This window comes from Streptomyces sp. NPDC092369, from assembly GCF_044755245.1.
Taxonomy (GTDB): Bacteria; Actinomycetota; Actinomycetes; order Streptomycetales; family Streptomycetaceae; genus Streptomyces.
Genome location: NZ_JBIVQP010000011.1, coordinates 61,547 through 81,422 on the forward strand (window position 1 = coordinate 61,547; position 19,876 = coordinate 81,422).

A 19,876-nucleotide genomic window follows, 5' to 3' on the forward strand; every position below is an offset into this window, starting at 1 on the left:
GCGACAGGGATTCGGCCGTGCGCTGTCGGCCGGGAAGCGGACGGCGGGACCGACCGGTCAGCGTTCCGCAGGCGCACCGGCCTCCCGCGGCGCCGGCAATGCCGCGGACTGGTCCTGGAACTGCTGGAGCCCGGCCCGGAATTCGGTGCTCCAGTCGGCGGTCTCGGACTCGAGATGTCCACGGATCTTACCGACCAGGCCGCCGATCAGGCTCATTCTGCGCTCGATCACCGCTTGCTCCGGCTCGCCCGTGGAATCCCGCAGCAACTCAGCGGACCAGGCCAGCCGGAACTCGTTCAACTCGCCGTGCAGCGCCTGCGCGGCGGTGATATCCCGCATCCAGGCAGTGGAGAGCCCGAAGAAGTAGTCGAACCCCTTGCACCCCGCCGCCGCGGCCAGAAAGACATAGCCCCAGCTCTGGATGTCCGCGTCCGTGGCCGCGCCGACCAGCGGGATCACGGTGCCGGTCGTCGCGAGCACGATCATCACGCCGCGGATGACGCGGGAGCCGAGTCGCTTGAGCCGTTTGTCCTCCAGGTACCAGTCCATGGCGTCCTCGGCCTCCTGCTCGACCCAGACCCGCAGTGACTCGACCGACTTCAGCCGCTCGGCCGACGTACCCGTGGTCAGCGCCGGAAAGGCACGGCCCCGCAGATCTCTCCTGCGCGCCCGTCCACCACCGCTCTCGGCAGCCGCTGTGCTCCCCGTCAACTCACCCTCCCCAGCAGGGTCTTTGCGTAGGAGAGTAGCCGAAAGGGCTTCGGTTCCAGCCTGATGGTTCAGCCCTTCGAGGACTTGGACACCGACACCTTCTCCCGCCGGCCGGTCCCCTCCTCGTCGGATGCAGCCGCCAGCAGCTTCGAGACGCGTTTGTCCATCGTGCGGTGAAGGCGAGCTGGCTGATGCCGAGCAGGACCGCGTCCGCGGCAACCTGCGGCCAGTCGACCGGCGGCCCGGGACGGGAACCGCACAGGCGGACACCAACGCGGCACCTCGCGTCCGGGACAGCCCTTCGCGAGCCTCCAACTCCTCCCGCCTGTCGCCGAGATGGCTTTCGCCGGGGTGCAGGAACAGCGCCGGCGCCTGTCCGTCGCCACGCGGCAGCAGTACCAGGTAGTACTGCTTGCGGAAGAGGACGTTGGAGGAAGGAGCCATGCCGACGGAGTACACGGACCGGCCCGCGGCGCCCGCGGTGAGCGGAAGCGTGCAGTGGTCGGAGGGGCCTGCGCGCCTCTTCCGCCTCGACGGCCGGCGGGCTGTGGTGATCGGCGCGGGCAACGGCGTTGGTGCCGCCGGCGCCCGTGTCCTTGCCGCACATGGCGCCGCGGTGGTCTGCGCCGGCCTCGCCGCAGCAGCCAGCACCGCCACCGCGATCGGCGGCGAGCCCTATCGATTGGATCTTCTCCCTCCATGGGGCATGCCCCCTTCTCCATACTGCGGCTGCCCCCACCCGCGGATCGCCAGCCTGCCTGAGTGACCCCGCCACGACGGGTGCCTAGCGTTGTGGCGCATGGCACCCTCCCTCTTAACCTCGGCGCTGGGCAGACGCACAGGCGTGGCAGTCCTGTTGGCGGCCGTGGTCGCTCCCGCCGCTCCGACCGCCGCGCAGCCACCCGAGGCGCGACAGCACGCCGTCTGCGGACCGCACGACGAACTGCGAAAGGCCCTGCGCACACTCACCGAACGCGACCGAATCACGGGTGCCGCGGTCCTGGTCACCGAACACACCACGCCCGCGTCCTGCGGGAGTTGGACCGAGACTGCGGGGACGGCCGACCTGCGCACGGGCCGCGCCATGAACGCCACCGACCGGCTGCGCGCCGGCAGCATCACCAAAACGTTCACCGCGACGGTCGTGCTCCAGCTCGCGGCCGAGAACCTGGTCTCACTCGACGCTCCCGTCGACCGCTACCTGCCCGGTCTGATCCGCCGCAACGGCTACGACGGCCGTCGCATCACCGTACGGCAACTCCTGCGGCACACCAGCGGGTTGCCCGACTACCTCGACGCACCCGAGTGGGAGCATCCCGAACTCCTCCGATACCGCCACTTCGAGCCGCGCGAGCTGGTGGCCCGCGCCCTCGACCTGCCGCGCCCGCGCGACAACTGGCACTACGCCACCACCAATTACCTCCTCGCGGGCCTGATCATCCAAGAAGTCACCGGCCACTCTCCGGAGGCGGAGATCACCCGTCGCGTGATCCGGCCCCTCGAGTTGCACGACACGTACTGGCCCGGGGACGCCACAGACATCCAAGGACCGCACTCGCGCAGCTACTTCACCGACGACGACGGCCGTTTCGTCGACGGCACCGCCTGGAACACGACTTTCGGCGGGGTCGGCGGCGCGCTGGTCTCGACACCCGCCGACCTCACCCGCTTCATCACCGCGCTTGTCCACGGTCATGTGCTGCCCGCGGACCAACTGGCAGCCATGCGGCGGACGGTGGCCGCCGACCCCGACCGGCTCTGGCCCGGCGCCCGTTACGGCCTCGGCCTCATCGCCTCCCCGCTGCGCTGCGGCGGCCTGTGGTGGGGACACGCGGGGACCGTGCCGGGAGGCCATCGGGCGCTCACCGCCGCCGGGCCCGGTGGACGGAGCGTCGCCATCGCGCTCAATCAGGTGCCGGACACGCTCCAGGCAGAACAGGACTTCCAGGAAGTGGTCCAGAACGCCCTCTGTGAAGGGCGGCCTTCCGCAGGAGAACGACCGACAGAAGGGGAACATCAGTGATCCGCCCAGCCCGCTCGCCGCAGTGCGCTTCGCGAACGACGAGAAGGGCCGCTTGGGGCCTGGCCGCCGCCGCTCTCGCCCTCCCCCTGCTGCCCGCCGCGGCCCTCCCGGCCCACGCGGCCGCCTCCGACTCCCTCGCCCGGTACCACCACCAGCACCTCGACTGGAAGAGCTGCGTGCTCGGACCGCAGGACACGACGGGAAAGGAGCTGGAGCAGGCGGGCGCCCAATGCGCCGACGTGACTGTGCCGTTGGACTACGGCAACCCCGGTGGCTCTACGATCACCGTCGCGATCTCCCGGATCCGCGCCACCGACACCGCCCACCGCGTCGGCCCGCTGCTGCTGAACGGCGGCGGCCCCGGCGGGCAAACGCTCGGTGACCCGCCGTGGGTACGCGCGGCGATGAAGGACGTCGGCGCACGATACGACGTGGTGGGCGTCGATCCCCGCTTCGTCGGCCGCAGCACCCCGCTGGACTGCCACTGGCCCACCGGCTCCGCCTTTCGGGGAGCCGGCGCCGACCGGACCGGATTCGACCGCATGGCCGCGTTCTCGCAGGACCTCGCCCAGCGCTGCCGCCACAACGCGGGCGACGTACTGCCGTACGCCACCACCCGCAACACCGCACGCGACATGGACGTCATCCGCGCGGCGCTCGGCGAGCGGCGGATCTCCTATCTCGGGTACTCCTACGGCAGTTACCTGGGCCAGGTGTACACGACGATGTTCCCCGGCCGCACCGACCGGGTCGTGCTGGACGGCGTCATTTCGCCGGACCGGTACGGTCCCCGGCTGTTGCGGGGCACCGAGAAGGCCAACCGTCACGCGCTGGAGGGATGGGCCTCCTGGACCGCCGCCCGTGACGCGACTTACGGCCTGGGCCGCACCCGCAAGACGGTGCTGGCGGCCGTGGACCGCGTCCAGGCCGCCGCCGCCCGTACGCCGCTGCGGCTGGGCGCCCACCGGGTGGACGAGCACATGGTGCCCATCATCGTCATCAACGGCCTCTCGCAGGACAACGCCGCCGCATACGGTGACTTCGCGCAAGGCATACGGGATCTCAGCCGCGCAGCCGGCGGTCACCAGGTCACCCCGTCCCCATGGCTCGCCGACTCTCTGGCATTCGAGCTGACCGGGGCCGACTCCCCCTACGGCAGCGTCCAGACGGCGATCCTGTGCGGTGACAAGGCCGCACCGCGGGATCCCGAGGTCTACTGGCGCGACGTCCAGCGCGCCCGTCAGGCGGACCCGCTGTTCGGCCCGGTCACCAACAACCTCAACCCCTGCGCCTTCTGGGACTCGCCCCGTGAGCGCCCGACCGCCATCAGGAAGGACCTCCCCGCCCTGCTCGTCAACGCCACCGGAGACCCGCGTACCACCTACGCGGGCGCCGCAGCGGTCCGCCAGGCATGGCCGTCCGCCCGCCTGGTCACCCTCGCAGGCGCCGATCAGCACGCGGTGTACGGCGTCTACGGAACCCCGTGCGTCGATGCCACGGTCAACGCCTACCTCGCCACCGGCCGGCTTCCGGCCGCGGACGTCACCTGCGACGCACGCACCCGGTGAACGACAGTCGTCGGAGGTCTGCACGTCGATCGGCACCAGGAAAGCCAGTCGATCCGCGTGATCGCCGCTGGAGCCTGCGTCTCGCTCGGTGTCGCGCACAACACCCTCAGTCCCGTCAAGGGCCGGGACGGCTGGTTCATGGACAGGCCGGGGGGTACGCGGGCAGCGACGATATGCTCACACGGTGGGCCGGAATCCCGACACGCCGTCGTCTCGGCTGCCGGAGGGCCGAAGGAGAAACCGGTCGCGTCGAGCGCGAGGCCTGAGGAGGCGATGAAGTGCGGCAGGCAGGCGTTCTCGATGTCGGGTGCCACAGTGCGCTGCTGACCGTCGTGCGGGGGCGCCCTGGTGCGGTGCTGGAGCCGGTGTTCTCCCGCAAGGTGCGGCTGAGACTGCACGAGACCCTCGACCACAAAGGGCGGCTGGAGAGGGCCGGCGTGAAAAGCGTCGAGCGGGCAGTGGCCGAGGCCGTCGCCGCGAACCCTCGTCCGCGCGGACCGGAAGTCTTCGCGTTCGCCACCTCCGTCATCCGGGACGCACCCAACCGGGACGCGATCATCGCGCAGGTGGCACGCGCCACCGGCACCCACCTGCGGGTGCTGACCGGCGAGGAGGAAGCACGGCTGGCCTACGTGGCCGCCCGTCAGTGGGCGGGCCCGACGGCCGGGCGCCTGCTCGTGCTGGACATCGGCGGCGGAACCGTGGAGATCGCCTCCGGCACCAAGAACCAGCCCCGCTCCGTCCACTCTCTGCCGCTGGGCGCGCGCAGGATCACCCGGGACTGGCTACCCGGCACGTCGGCACCGTCCCGACGCCGGCTGGTCGAGATCCGCGAGTACCTGCGCCAGTCCCTGGAAGCCGTCCCCGACCTGCCGCTCGCCGAACCGGGCGTACGGGTGCTGGCCTGCTCCAAGACCTTCGAACAGCTCGCTCGGCTCGCCGCGGCCCGGGGCAAGGCGCCACGAGCCGGACAGCAGTTGACCCTGCCCCACCTGCGCTCCGGGGTCGCCCTGTTGGCCGGGGCGAAGCCGGCGCGCCGTGGCAAACTGCCAGGAATCTCCCGGCACCGCGCCGAACAGTCCCTGGCCGGAGCCCTGATCGCGCAGACCCTCATGGAGGCATGCGGCGCCAAGAGCGTCGAGATCTGCCCCTGGTCCACCCGCGAAGGACTCCTCCTGGAACACCTCCGCGCGCCCCACACCACGACGGACGGTTCCCGCCTCGCCGGCTGACGCGCGGACTCCACGGTTCCACGAGGAACGCGGCCTGCTGCCACCACGGCCACCCACCGCCATGTGCCGCCACCGGGGAACGTGACAACGATGCCGACACGACCGGCCGCCTTGTCGCCTGGACCGCCGAAGCTCATGGGCCGAGACAGCATCCAAGCCCTGCCGCGGGGTCAGTGACCGGCGCGGTCTTGGGGTTCGCCCGCCGACGCAGGCTGGGGGCCGGGCGTGGAGCTCGTCGGTGTCGTACGGCGGGTGGTGACGGCGGGGGCAAGGAAGATCGCGATGGCGACGAAGGCGAGCACGACGGTCATCGCTGCGCGCAGGCCGTAGCGGTCGCCGAGGAAGCCCAGGCCGGGAGGCCCCACCAGGAAGGCGACATAGCCCATCATCGCGACGAGGCTGACACGCGCGGCCGAGTCGGGCCCGGAGTCACCGGCCGCGGAGAGCGCGAGAGGGAACCCGAGGGAGGCGCCCAGTCCCCACAGGAGGACAGCCGCTCCGGCAACAAGTCCGTTGTCGACGAAGATGACGGCACAGAGGCCGAGAGCAGCGGAGATCGCGCTGGCACGGACGACGGGAGTGCGACCGTACCGGTTGATGAAGAAGCCTCCACCGAAACGGCCGAGGGTCATGGAGGCGGCGAAACCCGTGTAGACGGCGGATCCGAGGGCGGGGTCCATGTCGTGTCCGTCGACCATGAGCAGGGGCAGCCAGTCATTGGCGGCGCCTTCGGCCAGCGCCATCGTCAGGATGATGCCGCCGATCATCAGCAGGCGCCGATCCTTCCAGACCGCCGGACGCTTCGGCCTTTCCGCGCTGCCGGTCAGCTTGATGGTGGCAACCTTGCCGACACCGTGGGGGACGGCCCGCAGGGCGTAGGCGAACATCGCCGCGGTGACCAGCGCGATGGCGCCCAGGTGCCACTGCACGGGGAATCCGCCAGCGGTGCAGACGATGCCGAGCGCGGCTCCGACGACGGTTCCCAGGCTGAAGAACCCGTGCAGTGTGGGCAGAACCGTTCTGCCGGTGATCCGCTCGACATCGGCACCGTCGACGTTGACCGCGACCTCGCCGCCGCCCACTCCGGCGCCGAAGAGGAAGAGTCCCGCCATGACGACGGACGCGGACTGCCACCACGCTCCGCAGCCGATCACCACCATGCTGAGAATCACGAGCGCAGTCCCCACAGCCATGACCGGCCGGGTCCCGAACTTCGCCACCAGCGCACCGGAGCCGAGGACACCGAGCATGGAACCGACCGACAGGCCGAACAGGACGATCCCCATCTGCGCCGTCGAGGCGCCCAGTTGGTCTCTGATGTCGGGGGTTCGCGTCACCCAGGAGGAGATCGACAGACCCGGCACGAGGAAGAAGAGGAACAACGCCGTGCGGCGGCGACGTGTGGCCAGATCCATCACTAGAGGGTCGATCCAAACGTGCGGCAGCAGAGGACAGAGCGCATCGAAGAATGTACGAACAAACGTACATCTCTGCATCAGGTGAGCAAAGGGAGATCCCGTACCCAGCCACTCACGCAGCACGCGGCCCCGGTTCAGCGGAGCTGCACGGGCTTGATGATCCGGGCGGCTGGAGTGCCCGCAGCGCTACGACCGTGACGAGACCGCATCCCGCTCCGGTGCGCTGCTGACCCGACACAGAGGCGCCTTCGCCGCTCTCTGCACGGATGAGCAGCGGGTCACCAGCCGTGGTCTGCGCGAACAACACCGCCGCCCCCACCCGCCCGTCGGAACGGATCCGAGGACGCCCACGCCCACGACCTCATCGTCGAGGCCCTCGTCGACCGCGACGCCGAAGCCGCCCGCGACCGCATGCGTGCCCACCTGCTCGACGGGCGCACGAAACCTGCCCCGGACATTCCACGGCCACACCCGAGAGCTCACCTACCGGGCCGCCCCGCACCGGCAGGCGCCTTTACGCGCTCGGCCAGATCCACCAGCCGAGGCTGACCTGGAAGCTCTCCTGTGGGCTGAGATGCCACACCTATAGGGAACTTGACCACGTTCTGTACTTCAGCAGGGGCCGCGTCCGTATTGAGCGAGTGGCCACCGGTATCGGCCAGATACAACCGCATATCTTGCAGCCAGGCCCTTTAGCCGGAGATGGGCATTTCGTTTCCGGCGAAGAATCCGGCGCCGTATATGCCACGCCACCTAGAAAGCGGTATAGTCCGAACGTCAACTACCGCTGATTGCACGCCAGTTGTCCTATCCCCCCGAAGCAGAGGCCAGATCACCTCGCGTGTCGCGTGATGAGCGCAGATGTAACTCGGTCCTCCGCAGACCGCCTTGGCCAATCTCACGAGAACCTGCCGCAACCTGGTCTCTTTCCCCGCGCGCCTTTCCCCACAAGTGACCGGGATCTCTCCTCACCTCCGACACATCTCATCGAAAGCCTCCCTCTTTCGTGGCCATCACCATGCGCGAGAACCTGCCTGCGGGTCGGCATGCCGCCGTTCCGTCCGGCAGTCTCTTTCGGCGTATCTATGCTCCGCGCGCGGGTGACACGCTCGCATTTTCCATGGCGACGTACGCCATGCCGCTGCTGGTCCTCACCATTACCGGCTCTCCGTCCTTGACGGGCCTGGCGTTCGCGCTGGAGTGGACTCCGCGGATCGTGGCGTTCGTCCCCGCCGGCCGTGCCGTGGACCGCCGGGGCGCGGCGATCGTCTGCTTCATCGCCTCTCTCGCCCGCGCCACGGTGGTGGCATTCGCGGCGGTCGCCGTGCTCATGCTTCCTCGGGGCGCGGCCGAAACCGCGGTCGTGCTGAGTCTGGCGGCCGTCACCGGCACACTTTCCCAGTTCGGCTTCGTTGCCAATGAAGCCGTCGGAGCGATCGTCACCCGGCGGGACAAAGCGCGGCCCCATGGAATTCAGACAGTCCTCGTCGGCATCGACCAGACGGCCGCGGTCATCGGTCCGCTGATCGCCGGTTTCCTTCTGCTGGCAGGGCCGGGATGGATGCTTGGGTGCCTGAGCGCGGTGTCCCTGGCAGCCGCCGTACTCGGTCTGCAGACTCCCCCGACGCCGTTACGTGCCGCACGGGCCGACGCGGCAGGTAACAGCAGTGCACTGCGCCTGGGTCTGAATACTCTGCTGACGCTTCCCGTCCTGGGCTGGCTGGTGGCCGGGCTGGCCTGCTCCAACCTCGCCCTCGGACTGCTCCAGTCGGCCAGTCCTGTGATCGTGGTGGAGACCTTCGGGCGTTCTTCCGCCGACGTCGGCGCCATGTGGTCAGCCGCCGCCGTGGCGACCCTGCTGGCGATCACCTGCTGCCGTCTTGTGGTGAGCCGCCTCGACCTCTGGGGGGTGGGCATAGTGTCGGCGACGCTTGCCTCCGCCGCGTGTCTTGCCCTTGCCGAGGCACCGTCCTACGCCTCGTACACCGTCCTCATTGCAATCTTCATGGCGGGCGACGGTGGCCTCACGGTCGTGCTGCGCACCGTGCGTTCGCTGATCATCCCCGTCACCGCGCTCGGCGCCACTCTCTCACTGACGATGCTGCTCCTTCTGCTGCCCTTCCCCGCAGCGGGCATCCTCGTAGCGCTCACCCCGCCACCGCACCTCGGCAACGTCATCCTGATCTGCGCTCTCATACAGGCCCTCGCTCTGAGCGTCATCTTCGTAAGACTCCGCAGCGAACCCACCCTGCGCATGGTCGCCCGCAGGCAGTGAAGAACACACTTCGCTCATCCAACGAGACCACCCTCAGCGGAAACTCCGGACTGCGGCCGATCACCCCCCGTTTGTGCAGGTGACAGCCTCGCCGATTGGATCGGCCTCGAACACATCCGCCGCCTCACCCACGGAAAAGGTCCGGCTTCCGAAGGGAAGCCGGACCTTACCGAAGCTGCGTGATCAGGCGGGACGGATGTTCTCCGCCTGCGGGCCCTTCTGGCCCTGGGTGACGTCGAACTCCACCTTCTGGCCTTCCTGCAGCTCGCGGTAGCCCTGGCTGGCGATGTTGGAGTAGTGGGCGAAGACGTCGGGGCCGCCGCCCTCCTGCTCGATGAAGCCGAAGCCCTTCTCGCTGTTGAACCACTTGACAGTGCCCTTGGCCATGGCCGTCTCCTTCGACGGAAAACCAGGCTCGCACCCTGCGAGCCCGGGAGGTGATCGCCCTGGTCCGGAGAGGCGCTGAACAGCAAGAACGCCCGTGAGTGCGATCACGGGCGAACGGGACTTCGGAACCACGACTGCTGAACACTAACGCTATACCGGCATAGCCCGAGCCGCTAGCGAGAACACGGCGGCATCAACGCCCGCCCTGTCGGTACGCCCCTGGCGTCGGCCGCCGTTTGGACCCGCCGGAGTCGCACACGTCGATCCGCAGTCGCCTCGCGTCACGTCGACGGAGGCGCTGCAGTCGGGGTGCTCACCGCAGATCGGCGTGCGGGCTCCGAGCGAACGGACCGGCCTCTGTGCAGGAAGGGGGTCTCGACAAGCGCATACGACAGCAGAGCCATGACGAAGGTCAGCACCACAGTGGCCGACAACCGTCCATCCACCACCCCGAGCGAGCCGAGGAGGCGGACGATCGGGTAGTGCCACAGGTAGATGCCGTAACTGAGGTTGCGGCCCACCCAGGCCAGCGGCGCCAGGGACAGCACTCGGGACAGCCGCGTGTCCGGGCGCAGTTCGAGCCCCATGACGAGCATGGCGGACACCACGGCGACGGCCAGGAAACCGACGGTGTACCAGACCGGCGTCCAGACGCTCTCGCCGCCGGTGACCGGCACCTTCCAGGCAGTCAGGAGGAGCAGGCCCAGTGCGGGCCAGGCCAGTCGGCCGGCCCATCTGCGCAACATGGCCAGCCGTGGATCGTCGGCGCGGAGGCGGGCCAGGACCACCGCCACCAGAGCGCCGGCGAGCAGTTGGTCGGCGCGGGTGTCCGTGCCGTTGTAGATGCGGTGCGCCGCGTCGGGGTTCCACAGGTGGTATCGCCACAGCACCGGCAGCGCGCACAGCGCCGCAGTGCACACCAGCACCGTACGAGCCCGAAATCGCCTCAGCAGGAACAGCAACGCCAGCGGCCACAGCAGGTAGAACTGCTCCTCCACGCTGAGCGACCATGTGTGCCCCAGCGGTCCGGTCAGGTCGGAGTACGGGCCGGGCTGCACGGCCCGCACGATGTTCACCACGAACGCCGCGGCGAGGCCGGCGGCCACCCAAGCGCCGTCGAACGCCCGCAGCGAGGTTGTCAGCGACAGCACCAGGCACACCGCGCAGAGCACCAGCAGGGCCGGGACGAGTCGCAGCCAGCGCCGCCGGTAGAAGCTCCACAGGCCGATGCCGCCCGTGCGCGCGTACTCGGCGAGCAGAAGCCGGGTGATGACGAAACCGCTGATGGTGAAGAAGACATCCACCGCGACCGAGCCGCCCGGCAACAGGTCCGGCCTCACGTGATAGATGAGAACCAGCGCCACCGCGACGGTCCTCAGGCCGTCCAGACCGTTCACCCGACCGCGGTGTGCCGCCGCCGACGGGAAACCCCGCCCGGACGTCGCGCGTCTCGGCGATCCCCCCGGGTCGGGTGAAGGATCTGAGGCATCCGGGTCCGCCCCCGCTTCCCGGCCGCCGGCCGTCGCCGGCACACCGCCTGACCTGCTCATGAAACGCATCGCCTCCCACCTGCCGCCCGCACCGCTGGAAAGACTTCGTCTACCCGGCAAACTGCAGGTCACGCAGGCGCGGCCGCCTCACGCACCACCGCCGACAGACACGCCCTGGCCGAGGGAAGCAGCGCGTTCGCTGATCTGCTCGCCGTACAGCGCGTTGCGGACGACGGGACCGCCGCGAGGCCCGCGAGGATCGACAAGGAACTGCTGGGTACCCGGGCGCGAGGGGCGCGCGGGGGCTCCCGTCCCGTGGCAGGCCGTACTGGAAAAGGTGTGGAAAGGCGGTGCGACGTGAGTGACGAGGACCCGCTGAGAAGGTACCGAGGCAAACGCGACTTCGACCGGACCAAGGAGCCCCGCGGTCGGCCAGGGACAGGTGATGAGGAGCCGCGCTTCGTGGTGCAGATCCACGACGCCAGCACGATGCACTTCGACTTCCGGCTCCAGGTCGGTGACGTGCTGAAGTCCTGGTCCGTGCCGAAGGGACCGTCCACCGACCCCGGCGACAAACGACTCGCCGTGCCCACCGAGGATCACCCGCTGGACTACGAGGACTTCGAGGGCGTGATTCCCGAAGGCGAGTACGGCGGCGGCACGGTCATCGTCTGGGACCGCGGCGTCTATCGGCCGCTGAGCCATGACCGGCGCGGTCGCCCCGTCCCGTTCGACGAGGCGTTGGGACACGGCCACGTCACCTTCTGGCTCAACGGCTCGAAGCTGCACGGCGCGTACGCGCTCACCCGGTTCCGACACGGCAATCAGGACGGCAAGGGCGAGGCCTGGCTGCTGGTGAAGGCACACGACGAACAGGCCCGCACCGGCGGCCGGGCGACCCCTGATCCGCGCCGCGCCCGCTCGGTGCGCAGCGGCCGTACGCTCCACCAGGTCGCCGCGGAAACCCAGGGAGCAGAAGAGTGACGGCCGATCTCCGGAGCGTCCTGCCAAAACGTGGTCTCCCGACACGCCATGTCACCCCTACGGCTTGGCCTACGAGGTGATCGGCGATCCAGCCGGGGCTGCGGAGTCCGGCACCCCCGCGTAGTCGGGCAGCTCGACCCCGTTGATCGCGCGCCCGACCAGCTCGGTGAACCATTCGCCGGCGAAATCGGGGCTCGGCTCTGCGTCAGGCCCGGGAACGTCGCGGCTGCGGGCGTTCAACCGGCCGATCTCCTGGTTGGCCTCGACGAACGAGCGCATCCGCGCCTCGTATTGGGCGAACGCAGTGTCGGGGTCCCATCCGGCAGTCGCCAGCTCTCCCGCCAGCAGGTAGGCACCGACCAATGCCAGCCCGGTGCCCTGCCCTGACATCGGCGACGAGCTGAACGCCGCGTCCCCGAGCAACACCACGCGTCCGCTCGACCAGCGGTCCATCACCACCTGGGCGACCTGGTCGAGGTAGAAGTCGGGCGTGTCGTCCAGATGCGCGAGAATGCCCGGCGTCAACCAGCCCAGGCCCGCCATCCGCTCCCGCAGCAGGGTCTTCTGCCCTGCGACATCACGGTGGTCGACGTCGAAGCCGGACGAGGCGAAGTAGAACATGGCCATCGCCCGGGTGGCGTCCTGGATGGGCCGCAGGAGGGCGGAGCGCCCGGAGGCCTGATCCTGGTACTCCAACAGCCAGCGGTCCAGCCCGAACTCGTTGGGCACACTGAAGAAGGCCAGCACCTGCCCGAGGTGGCGGAGGAACCGCTCATGCGGCCCGAAGACCATCGCTCGCAGCTCCGAGTGCAGCCCGTCCGCGCCGACCACCAGGTCGAAGCGCCGCCGGTTGCCGCCCGCGAAGACCACGTCGACCCCGTCCGCGTCCTGGGTGAGCTCGGCGATTCGGTCGCCGAAGACGTACTCGACGCCGTCGCGGGTGTCGTCGTAGAGCACCTGGGAGAGGTCCCCGCGCAGGATCTCGATGTCCGCGATGAACCCGTCCCCACCGTCGTCGTCGGCACGGAAGGTCTCCAGCACCTGCCCGTCCGCGTCCACTGTGTGCGCGCCGGCGGTGTCGGTGCACGCCGCACGCACCGCCGCGTCCAGCCCCATGCGCCGGATGACCTCCTTGGCGACCCCGCGCGCGTCCACCGCCTGCCCGCCGGGTCGCAGCTCGGGAGCCCGCTCCACCACGGTCACCTCAGCGCCGCGCCGGCGCAGCCAGTGGGCAAGCGCGGGTCCCGCGACGCTCGCCCCCGCCACCAACACCCTGGGACCACTCCCCCGCGCCCCCTGCCCGCTCGTCTGGATCGCGTGCCCCTGGTCGGAGTCGTCGACGCTCATCACAGCCTCCATCTGCTTCCTCCCGCGCCGGAACGTCCCCAGCACAGGCCCACCGCTGTCGGTGTATCCAGCCCTTTCGACCATGGATCCGCACGAGACTCATCGCTCCCCGCAGACATTGATGAGAAGCACCACCTCCGATGAGACCCACATCAACCCAGACTGGCGTAAACCAGGCGAACCCAGCCTCCCAGCCGGGCCGCAGCCTGAGAATGGTGCGGCTGGAGCTGCATGTGCCTTGTCCTGGGACCTGGTTCAGACGCTGACTCCCACCATCATCTCGACCGGACCTCGTACGGGCTCCTGTGAATCAGTGGCCGCGCGCGCCAGAACTCTTGACTCTCCGAGAAACAGGACTGAAGAATTGCCGCCTCCGGCTGACAACGTTGTCTAAGCCTGAAAGGCCTCGCGAATGGTCCCGAGATCACAGCTCGACCGCCGCCGATTCGTCCAGCTCCTCAGCGCCTCCGTCGGCCTGGCGACCCTCCCGATCGCCGCAGGAGGCAGTACCGCCCAAGCCCAGGGAAACGCTCCGTCGACCCCGACCCCGACCCCGGACCCGGTGGCGGAAACCTACTACCGCGTCCTGCTGAACCACACCCACTGGTCGGAGACCCAGTGGGACGCGGCCCGTGGCTACTACACCGCCAAGGACTTCGGCTTCGCCGTGGTCCTCGGCAACGCCGTACTGCTCACGCACGGCACCTACGACGGCGACCGGGCCGGCGTGGACGAAGCGACCCTCAAGGCGAGGACGCTCGCCACGATCAAGCACTTCGCCGCGAGCAACCGGCTCACCGGCGGCACCGAGTGGGGCCGGACGCTGTTCTTCGACACCACCTTCCAGCTGTACTTCCTGCTGGCCGCCCGCCTGCTGTGGGACGACCTCGACGGCGCGACGCGCGCCGACATCGACACCATCACTCGCGAACAGGCCGCGTACACCGCCGGCTTGGGCACCGGCAACGACCCCGCTTCAGGCGGGTGGACCCCGAACGGACTGCTCGGCGGCTACGAAGCGGACACCAAGCTGGAGGAGATGGGCGTCTACGCCCAGTCCCTCGCTCCGGGTCTCGCCTGGGCCACGAACGACCCGCGGCACGCCGACTGGGCGAAGGCGTTCGGCCGCTGGTCGCGCAACGAGACGGGCCTGCCGCAGGCCGATGCCGCGAACCCGGCCCTCGTGGACGGCGTCCGTGTCTCCGAGAACACCGCGCACAACACCTACGACACCTTCATCGTCGAGAACCACGGCTCGTTCGGGCCGCACTACCAGGAAGAGCTGTGGCGCACGTCGGGCCGCAATGCCGCGCACTTCATCACCGCGGGCCGGCCACTGCCCGAGGTCCTCACCAACCAGCCGAACGCGGACGCGCTGTGGCGCACTCTCCTGAGCGTCATGAGCGACGCGGGTGAGCCGCTGATGCCCATGGTCAACGACCGGGAGCATCTCTACGGACGCGATGTCATACCTCTCGCGTTCCTGGCCCAGGTCGGCGGGGATCGCGCGGCGGCCCGGGCCGAGACAGCCCTCGCGGAGCGACTGGAGGCATACCAGCTGTACCCGCCGCAGTACCGGCTCGCGAAGTTCTCCGGTGAGCCGAAGTACGAGCCCGAGGCGCGCGCCGAACTGGCCATCAGCTACCTCCTGCACCGCTGGGCGCAAGCCCACGGTCGGGTCGTCCAACCCCTTTCCCAGGCCGAGTTGTTCGCCCGCTCGGCGGGGGTGACCGACTTCGGCGCCGGACCCGGACTGCTCTCCCACCAGTCCGCCGCCGCCTGGGCGGGAGCCGTCACCAAACCGGGGTTCGTCAAGTTCGCCTGGCAACCCGCCCACGACGACTGGCTGTTCCGGGTCAGCGGAGCGACCCCGATGTTCCTCCCCGGCACGGCGACCGCGGTGACAGGACGTCAGGTCCATGTGTACGACCGCCGCCGCGACGGATTCGACGGCAGCGCCACGCTGCTGCGCCTGGAGTCGGGCTACGCGGGCCTGACGACGCTGCCGACGGGAGCGGTCGTCTACGCGACGACAGGAATCGCCGCAGGTGAAGGGCGGCTGGAGGTCCACAACTTGACCATGCCGGGCATGCCTGGCCTGACGGGTTCACGGACCTACCGATACGCCGAAGGCAGCACCATCATCGCCTCTCAGGACTCCCGCCCGCCGACTCCGACGCCTCGCGTCGACGAGGTGACGTTCACCCCTGTCGAGGTCCGCCACGTGCGCATGCTCGGGGTCAGTCCGGACCCGACGTACGGGTACTCCGTCTTCACCCTCCAGGTCCGTGACGGGGCGGGCGGGGCCGACCTCGCCCAGGGCCGTACGGCGACGGCGTCCTCCAACGACACAGGCCGGGAGCCCTCGTTGGCGGTGGACGGCAACGACACGACCCGATGGGCGGTGTCGCGGGCCGACCGCCCCCGAGCGGACAGCTGGCTCGCCGTCGATCTCGGCGCCCCTCAGCTCGTCGACCGCGTCACCCTGCGCTGGGAAGCGGCCGCGGGCCGCGCCTACATCGTGCAGGGATCGGCGGACGGCGCGACCTGGAGCAACCTCGCCTCCTGGCCGGCACCCGACATCTCCAGCCGGGGAAACTGGCTGGAGATCGACGGCCGGGCCGGCCTGCGGGTCACCGGCTCCGCACACCCGATCACCGTTTCCGGCGACGCCGTCGTGCTCGCCGACGGCCCGGCCGCACCGCTCCTCGTGGAAGGCTTCGCCGACACGACCGTCAGCGAACTGCGCGCCCTGGCAGACGGCGCCGTCCCCCGCGCCACGGCCGAAGCGGTCCGTGCCGCACTCACCGACAGCCACCTCAGCCTCTTCAACCTGTCCGGATCACCGGTCTCCACGACGGTCGACATCCCCCAACCCGGCTCAACAACGGTCGTGTTCGAAGGCCGGCAGGTGCTCACCAAGACGGGCAGTTCCTACGAGGCACATCTCGACGCGGCGGAGGCACGCCTGCTCCCGCCTCGCATGACGCTGCGGGCGCTCACCGGAAACCGGCTTCCGACGGGCCTGCGAGTGGAGGTCCTCGACGGCGCGACGGCGCGCCTCAGCGGGCCGTCCTGCCGGCTCCAGGTCGCCGGACAGGGGCAGAAGAAGACGGTGGTGATCCGTGCCGGCCGCACCACGACCCTCACCTTGCCCAGGGCGACCGCCTATCCCCTGGACAATCTCGCGCTCGGCCGCGTCGTGTTCCCGACCAACCCCCTGCCGCCCGGCATGGCGAACCCCGAAGCCGCCGTAGACGGCAGCGCGGCAACCGCGTGGACGCCCGGTCCGCACGGCCGACTCGTCGTGGACCTCGGCGATCAGCACCGCGTCCGTGACATCCGCACCGAATGGACAGGAGGCCAACTGCCCGGCCTCCAGGCGGAGTACAGCACCGACGGCCTCACCTACCGGACGGCCGGACAACTCACCGGCCACGGCCGCAACCGACGTCTCAGCACCGACCTGACCGCGCGCTTCATCGCACTGGCGACCGACGCGAAGGACGAACGGAGCGCCCGGCTGATCAACCTCATCCTACGCTGAGACGTCCGACATCGGAACGAGTGTTTCGGCAGGCGAAGGGGCGCAGGCCAAGGAAGCACGGCGAACGCGAAGCTCCCGAATCGACGTTGGTGACACTCTCGCGGAGGCGCGCTGCTGGAGGAATTGTCCGGAGTTGTGGATGAGACGTGCTTGCCTGCCGGCTGGCGAAGGGACTTGAGTCTCCAGTAGGGGGAGACACAAAGGTGGGGGCATGGACGGCGACAGGCTTTACTCGATCGGCGAACTCGCTCGAAGGACCGGTCTTACGATCAAGACCATTCGGTTCTACTCCGATCGCGGAATCGTGGCGCCGGCGGAGCGCAGCCCGGCCGGCTACCGCCTCTACGGCATCGACGCCGTCGCACGCCTGCACCTCGTGCGGACCCTGCGCGAGCTGGGACTGGACCTTCCCACGATCCGCAAGGTCGTCGACCGCGAGCTCTCGCTTCCCGAGGTCGCCGCGGCACACACCGAAGCATTGGAGGTGCAGATCCGCGTACTGCGCCTACGGCGCGCGGTGCTGATGGCGGTGGCCGAGCGCGGGTCCACACCTGAGGAGACGGAACTCATGCACCGGCTGGCCCAGCTTTCCGAGGACGAACGCCGACGTCTGATCGGCGATTTCTTCGACGCCGTCTTCGGCGGCCTTGACGCCGCCCCCGCATTCGCGGGGGTCATGCGCTCGATGACCCCCGAGTTGCCCGACAACCCGGAGGCAGAGCAGGTCCAGGCGTGGGTGGAGTTGGCGGAAATGTCCCTGGACCCGGATTTCCGCGCCCTGCTGCGGCGGATGGTCGAGGACCAAGCAGCCGAGCAGGCCCGAGGCGGCATGACGGGCCCGCGCCGCGGCATTGCCGCAGTCGTCCGTGACCAGGCCGGCCCGGCCCTGGCCGCCGGCATCGCCCCGGCCTCGCCCCAGGCCGATCCGATCGTCACGGCGTTCACGGCGCACTGCGCGCACCTCCTCGGCCACGCCGACGACATCGAGCTTCGCCGCCAACTGACGACTCGGCTGGAGAGCGTGAGTGACCCCCGCAGGGAGCGGTACCTCCAGCTGCTCGCAGTGGTCAACGGCTGGCCGGCCCCGGAGAGTCTGGCTCCAGTGTTCGATTGGTCCGTCCAGGCTCTGCATGCCCGGACACAGCAATGACGGGGCGGTCGCAAGGCGGCATGGGACGGACGCGGTTGGCGTCCGTGAAAACGGTGAACGCCTCCACACATGATCGGTTGATGAGTGCCCCGGTCGTACTTCAGGTGGCAGCGTCAACGGTCTCTCCCGCTCTCGTTCTTCCCCCCCGTCCGACGTCACGACTGCTGCATAGGCATCTGAGCTCGTGATCCCCCGAACCGCCGCTGGGTCGTCCCGCTGCTCCTGGCCGCCTTGGTCCGGCCAGCCCGCAGGACTCGGCGCCGGTCTCGATGAGGGTGGCGTCAGAGGTGAGCTGGTCCGGGACCGGCGCGCAGAGCTGTGGGCCGGTGAAGGGTTGTGACGAGTGGGCGAACGCTCCGTCTGAGGCGATCGTGATGCGGTCCCTCTCCTCCCTCTCCGCCCGAGCCTGGCGATGGACTTCTCGGGGTGGAGCCTGGCGGGCTGCTGCTGGGCAGTGACGCCTACGACTACGGACGCGTGGCCTCCGCAAGGCACCTCGCACAGAACGAGAAGCGGCAGTGGCTCAGCCTGTCCACCGACCACGACGTGGCGACGGACCACAACACCGAACCATGGCTTGCGAGTCGACCCCGGCTGCCTGCGCCTCAGGGTCAACTGCCCGACCACGGTTGCGCCGTGGTCGTCACGGGCGTCCCGGTGCGGGCCGACTCCTCGCAGGCCAGCGCGAGCAGATGGTCCTGGCAGCCGTCGGCCAGCGGGTACGGTTCCGGGCCGGTGTCCCGTACCCACGCGCCCGTCCGGCACAGCAGGTCCACGACGGCGAGGTCGTCCTCGGACAGGCTCGCGCCCACGTACTCGTTGCGCCACACCACGTCGCCGTCGAAGGAGATGTGGTGGACCTCGGCCCCCTCCAGGTTGAGGTCGGTGCCGGTACGGCGGCGCGTCAGCGCGGACTCCACCGGCGTGCGCGGGTCGGCCATCCGCACCACCGTGTCGTCGACGATCTCGCCCAGCGACCCGCGCACCACGATCCGACGGGCCCGCAGCGGGTTCCACCACTGGTTGTCCGTGAAGTCGTAGAGCGCCGTACGGGCCGCGCCGAAGTCCAGCAGGGCGAGGGTGGTGACGGCCTCCTTCGGAGTCAGGTCGTCCGTCCATCCCGCCGGCGTCAGCGGATCGGCCAGCGGGGCGGTGAAGGCCCGCGCGGTGACGGTCGCGGGCGCGAAACCAACGCCGAGCGTGTGCCGGATCAGCGACATCGCGTGGTACATGTGCGTCGAGGACACCTGTACGGAGCTGACCTCGCCGATCACTCCTCGCCGTACGAGGGCGAGCCGGGCGGCGTGGCCCGCCATGAGCGGGTACTGCTCCGCGACCTGGACGAGGGCGCCACCCCCTGGGCGCTGCGCGGCGCCCACGGCGTCCCACAGCCGGCCAAGGCCCTGCACGTCGGGCGCCGGCGGGGTCTCGGCGAGCACGGGTGTCCCGCGCTCGACGAGGTCCTCCACGACCTGCGGCGTGACCTCCCACGGCACCGACGGGATCACGAACTCCGGTGCGGTGGCGCACAGTTCGTCGACCGTGCGGAAGGCCGGCACGCCCCAATCCGCTGCCACGCGGGCGGCGCGGTCGGCGGAGCGGGTCACGACTCCGGCGACCGCGAGTCGTTCCGGCAGCGCCCGCGCCAGCCGGACGAAGAACTCGGCCCGCCAGCCGCTGCCCACTATCCCGAACCGTATGGGTGTTGCGCTCACTGCCCACTCCTCCCGCATCCGGGCCGCGA

General features: G+C 69.8%; 13 protein-coding genes and 1 pseudogene. 8 read left to right on the forward strand and 6 right to left on the reverse strand.

The genetic code is table 11. The features are described from left to right. Positions 1 to 57: 57 nt before the first annotated feature. On the reverse strand, positions 58 to 711 hold the full coding sequence (locus ACIQI8_RS43420; RefSeq protein ID WP_402364224.1) for an SLATT domain-containing protein: 654 nt from the start codon (positions 709 to 711) through the stop codon (positions 58 to 60). A gap of 799 nt (positions 712 to 1,510) precedes the next feature. On the opposite strand from ACIQI8_RS43420, the gene ACIQI8_RS43425 reads away from it, so the two are divergent. The 3 genes from ACIQI8_RS43425 (at position 1,511) to ACIQI8_RS43435 (ending at position 5,534) form a co-directional block, all read left to right on the forward strand. After that, the gene (locus tag ACIQI8_RS43425; protein ID WP_402364227.1) at positions 1,511 to 2,734 is read left to right on the forward strand and encodes a serine hydrolase domain-containing protein; all 1,224 of its coding nucleotides are present in this window, start codon (positions 1,511 to 1,513) and stop codon (positions 2,732 to 2,734) included. Further along, positions 2,731 to 4,302 (forward strand): alpha/beta hydrolase, encoded by a 1,572-nt coding sequence (locus ACIQI8_RS43430; RefSeq protein WP_402364230.1) that lies wholly within the window; start codon positions 2,731 to 2,733, stop codon positions 4,300 to 4,302. Before ACIQI8_RS43425 ends, ACIQI8_RS43430 begins: the two co-directional genes overlap by 4 nt. A gap of 278 nt (positions 4,303 to 4,580) precedes the next feature. Next, positions 4,581 to 5,534 carry a Ppx/GppA phosphatase family protein gene (locus ACIQI8_RS43435; RefSeq protein WP_402364233.1) on the forward strand — a complete coding sequence of 318 codons (954 nt, stop codon included), beginning with the start codon at positions 4,581 to 4,583 and terminating at the stop codon, positions 5,532 to 5,534. A 170-nt stretch (positions 5,535 to 5,704) separates the two neighbouring features. Here ACIQI8_RS43435 and ACIQI8_RS43440 read toward each other — a convergent pair whose 3' ends face one another. Further along, on the reverse strand, positions 5,705 to 6,949 hold the full coding sequence (locus tag ACIQI8_RS43440; RefSeq protein WP_402364236.1) for an MFS transporter: 1,245 nt from the start codon (positions 6,947 to 6,949) through the stop codon (positions 5,705 to 5,707). Between the two features lie 339 nt (positions 6,950 to 7,288). Here ACIQI8_RS43440 and ACIQI8_RS43445 point away from each other — a divergent pair. Continuing rightward, positions 7,289 to 7,501: pseudogene (locus ACIQI8_RS43445) on the forward strand (hypothetical protein); the annotation flags it as partial. A gap of 457 nt (positions 7,502 to 7,958) precedes the next feature. Continuing rightward, complete coding sequence (locus ACIQI8_RS43450; protein WP_402364239.1) at positions 7,959 to 9,227, forward strand: MFS transporter; 1,269 nt, start codon at positions 7,959 to 7,961, stop codon at positions 9,225 to 9,227. A gap of 183 nt (positions 9,228 to 9,410) precedes the next feature. On the opposite strand, the gene ACIQI8_RS43455 is transcribed toward ACIQI8_RS43450, so the two are convergent. Together ACIQI8_RS43455 and ACIQI8_RS43460 are read right to left on the reverse strand one after the other, a co-directional pair. Beyond that, complete coding sequence (locus ACIQI8_RS43455; protein WP_014670069.1) at positions 9,411 to 9,614, reverse strand: cold-shock protein; 204 nt, start codon at positions 9,612 to 9,614, stop codon at positions 9,411 to 9,413. Positions 9,615 to 9,895: 281 nt separating this feature from the next. Continuing rightward, complete coding sequence (locus ACIQI8_RS43460; protein ID WP_402364242.1) at positions 9,896 to 11,173, reverse strand: acyltransferase family protein; 1,278 nt, start codon at positions 11,171 to 11,173, stop codon at positions 9,896 to 9,898. Positions 11,174 to 11,461: 288 nt separating this feature from the next. Here ACIQI8_RS43460 and ACIQI8_RS43465 point away from each other — a divergent pair, with 288 nt between their 5' ends. Beyond that, positions 11,462 to 12,088, forward strand: a complete 627-nt coding sequence (locus ACIQI8_RS43465; RefSeq protein WP_402364245.1) for a DNA polymerase ligase N-terminal domain-containing protein — start codon at positions 11,462 to 11,464, stop codon at positions 12,086 to 12,088. Positions 12,089 to 12,157: 69 nt separating this feature from the next. Here the strand turns inward: ACIQI8_RS43465 and ACIQI8_RS43470 are convergent, their stop codons facing one another. Further along, on the reverse strand, positions 12,158 to 13,435 hold the full coding sequence (locus ACIQI8_RS43470) for an FAD-dependent monooxygenase (RefSeq protein ID WP_402364248.1): 1,278 nt from the start codon (positions 13,433 to 13,435) through the stop codon (positions 12,158 to 12,160). A gap of 412 nt (positions 13,436 to 13,847) precedes the next feature. Between ACIQI8_RS43470 and ACIQI8_RS43475 the strand changes: the two genes are divergently transcribed. After that, positions 13,848 to 16,982 (forward strand): discoidin domain-containing protein, encoded by a 3,135-nt coding sequence (locus ACIQI8_RS43475; RefSeq protein WP_402364251.1) that lies wholly within the window; start codon positions 13,848 to 13,850, stop codon positions 16,980 to 16,982. Between the two features lie 211 nt (positions 16,983 to 17,193). Further along, complete coding sequence (locus ACIQI8_RS43480) at positions 17,194 to 18,132, forward strand: MerR family transcriptional regulator (RefSeq protein ID WP_402364254.1); 939 nt, start codon at positions 17,194 to 17,196, stop codon at positions 18,130 to 18,132. A gap of 611 nt (positions 18,133 to 18,743) precedes the next feature. On the opposite strand, the gene ACIQI8_RS43485 is transcribed toward ACIQI8_RS43480, so the two are convergent. Beyond that, entirely contained in the window at positions 18,744 to 19,847 is a 1,104-nt protein-coding gene (locus ACIQI8_RS43485; RefSeq protein WP_402364257.1) for a Gfo/Idh/MocA family protein, read from the reverse strand. Between the last annotated feature and the right edge of the window lie 29 nt (positions 19,848 to 19,876).

Excerpts from the sequence above, each read along its gene's own strand:
- ACIQI8_RS43425 (WP_402364227.1), top strand. The coding sequence starts at position 1,511 with ATGGCACCCTCCCTCTTAACCTCGGCGCTGGGCAGACGCACAGGCGTG.
- ACIQI8_RS43440 (WP_402364236.1), bottom strand. The coding sequence starts at position 6,949 with ATGGATCTGGCCACACGTCGCCGCCGCACGGCGTTGTTCCTCTTCTTC.
- ACIQI8_RS43455 (WP_014670069.1), bottom strand. The coding sequence starts at position 9,614 with ATGGCCAAGGGCACTGTCAAGTGGTTCAACAGCGAGAAGGGCTTCGGC.
- ACIQI8_RS43460 (WP_402364242.1), bottom strand. The coding sequence starts at position 11,173 with ATGCGTTTCATGAGCAGGTCAGGCGGTGTGCCGGCGACGGCCGGCGGC.
- ACIQI8_RS43470 (WP_402364248.1), bottom strand. The coding sequence starts at position 13,435 with ATGAGCGTCGACGACTCCGACCAGGGGCACGCGATCCAGACGAGCGGG.
- ACIQI8_RS43475 (WP_402364251.1), top strand. The coding sequence starts at position 13,848 with ATGGTCCCGAGATCACAGCTCGACCGCCGCCGATTCGTCCAGCTCCTC.
- ACIQI8_RS43480 (WP_402364254.1), top strand. The coding sequence starts at position 17,194 with ATGGACGGCGACAGGCTTTACTCGATCGGCGAACTCGCTCGAAGGACC.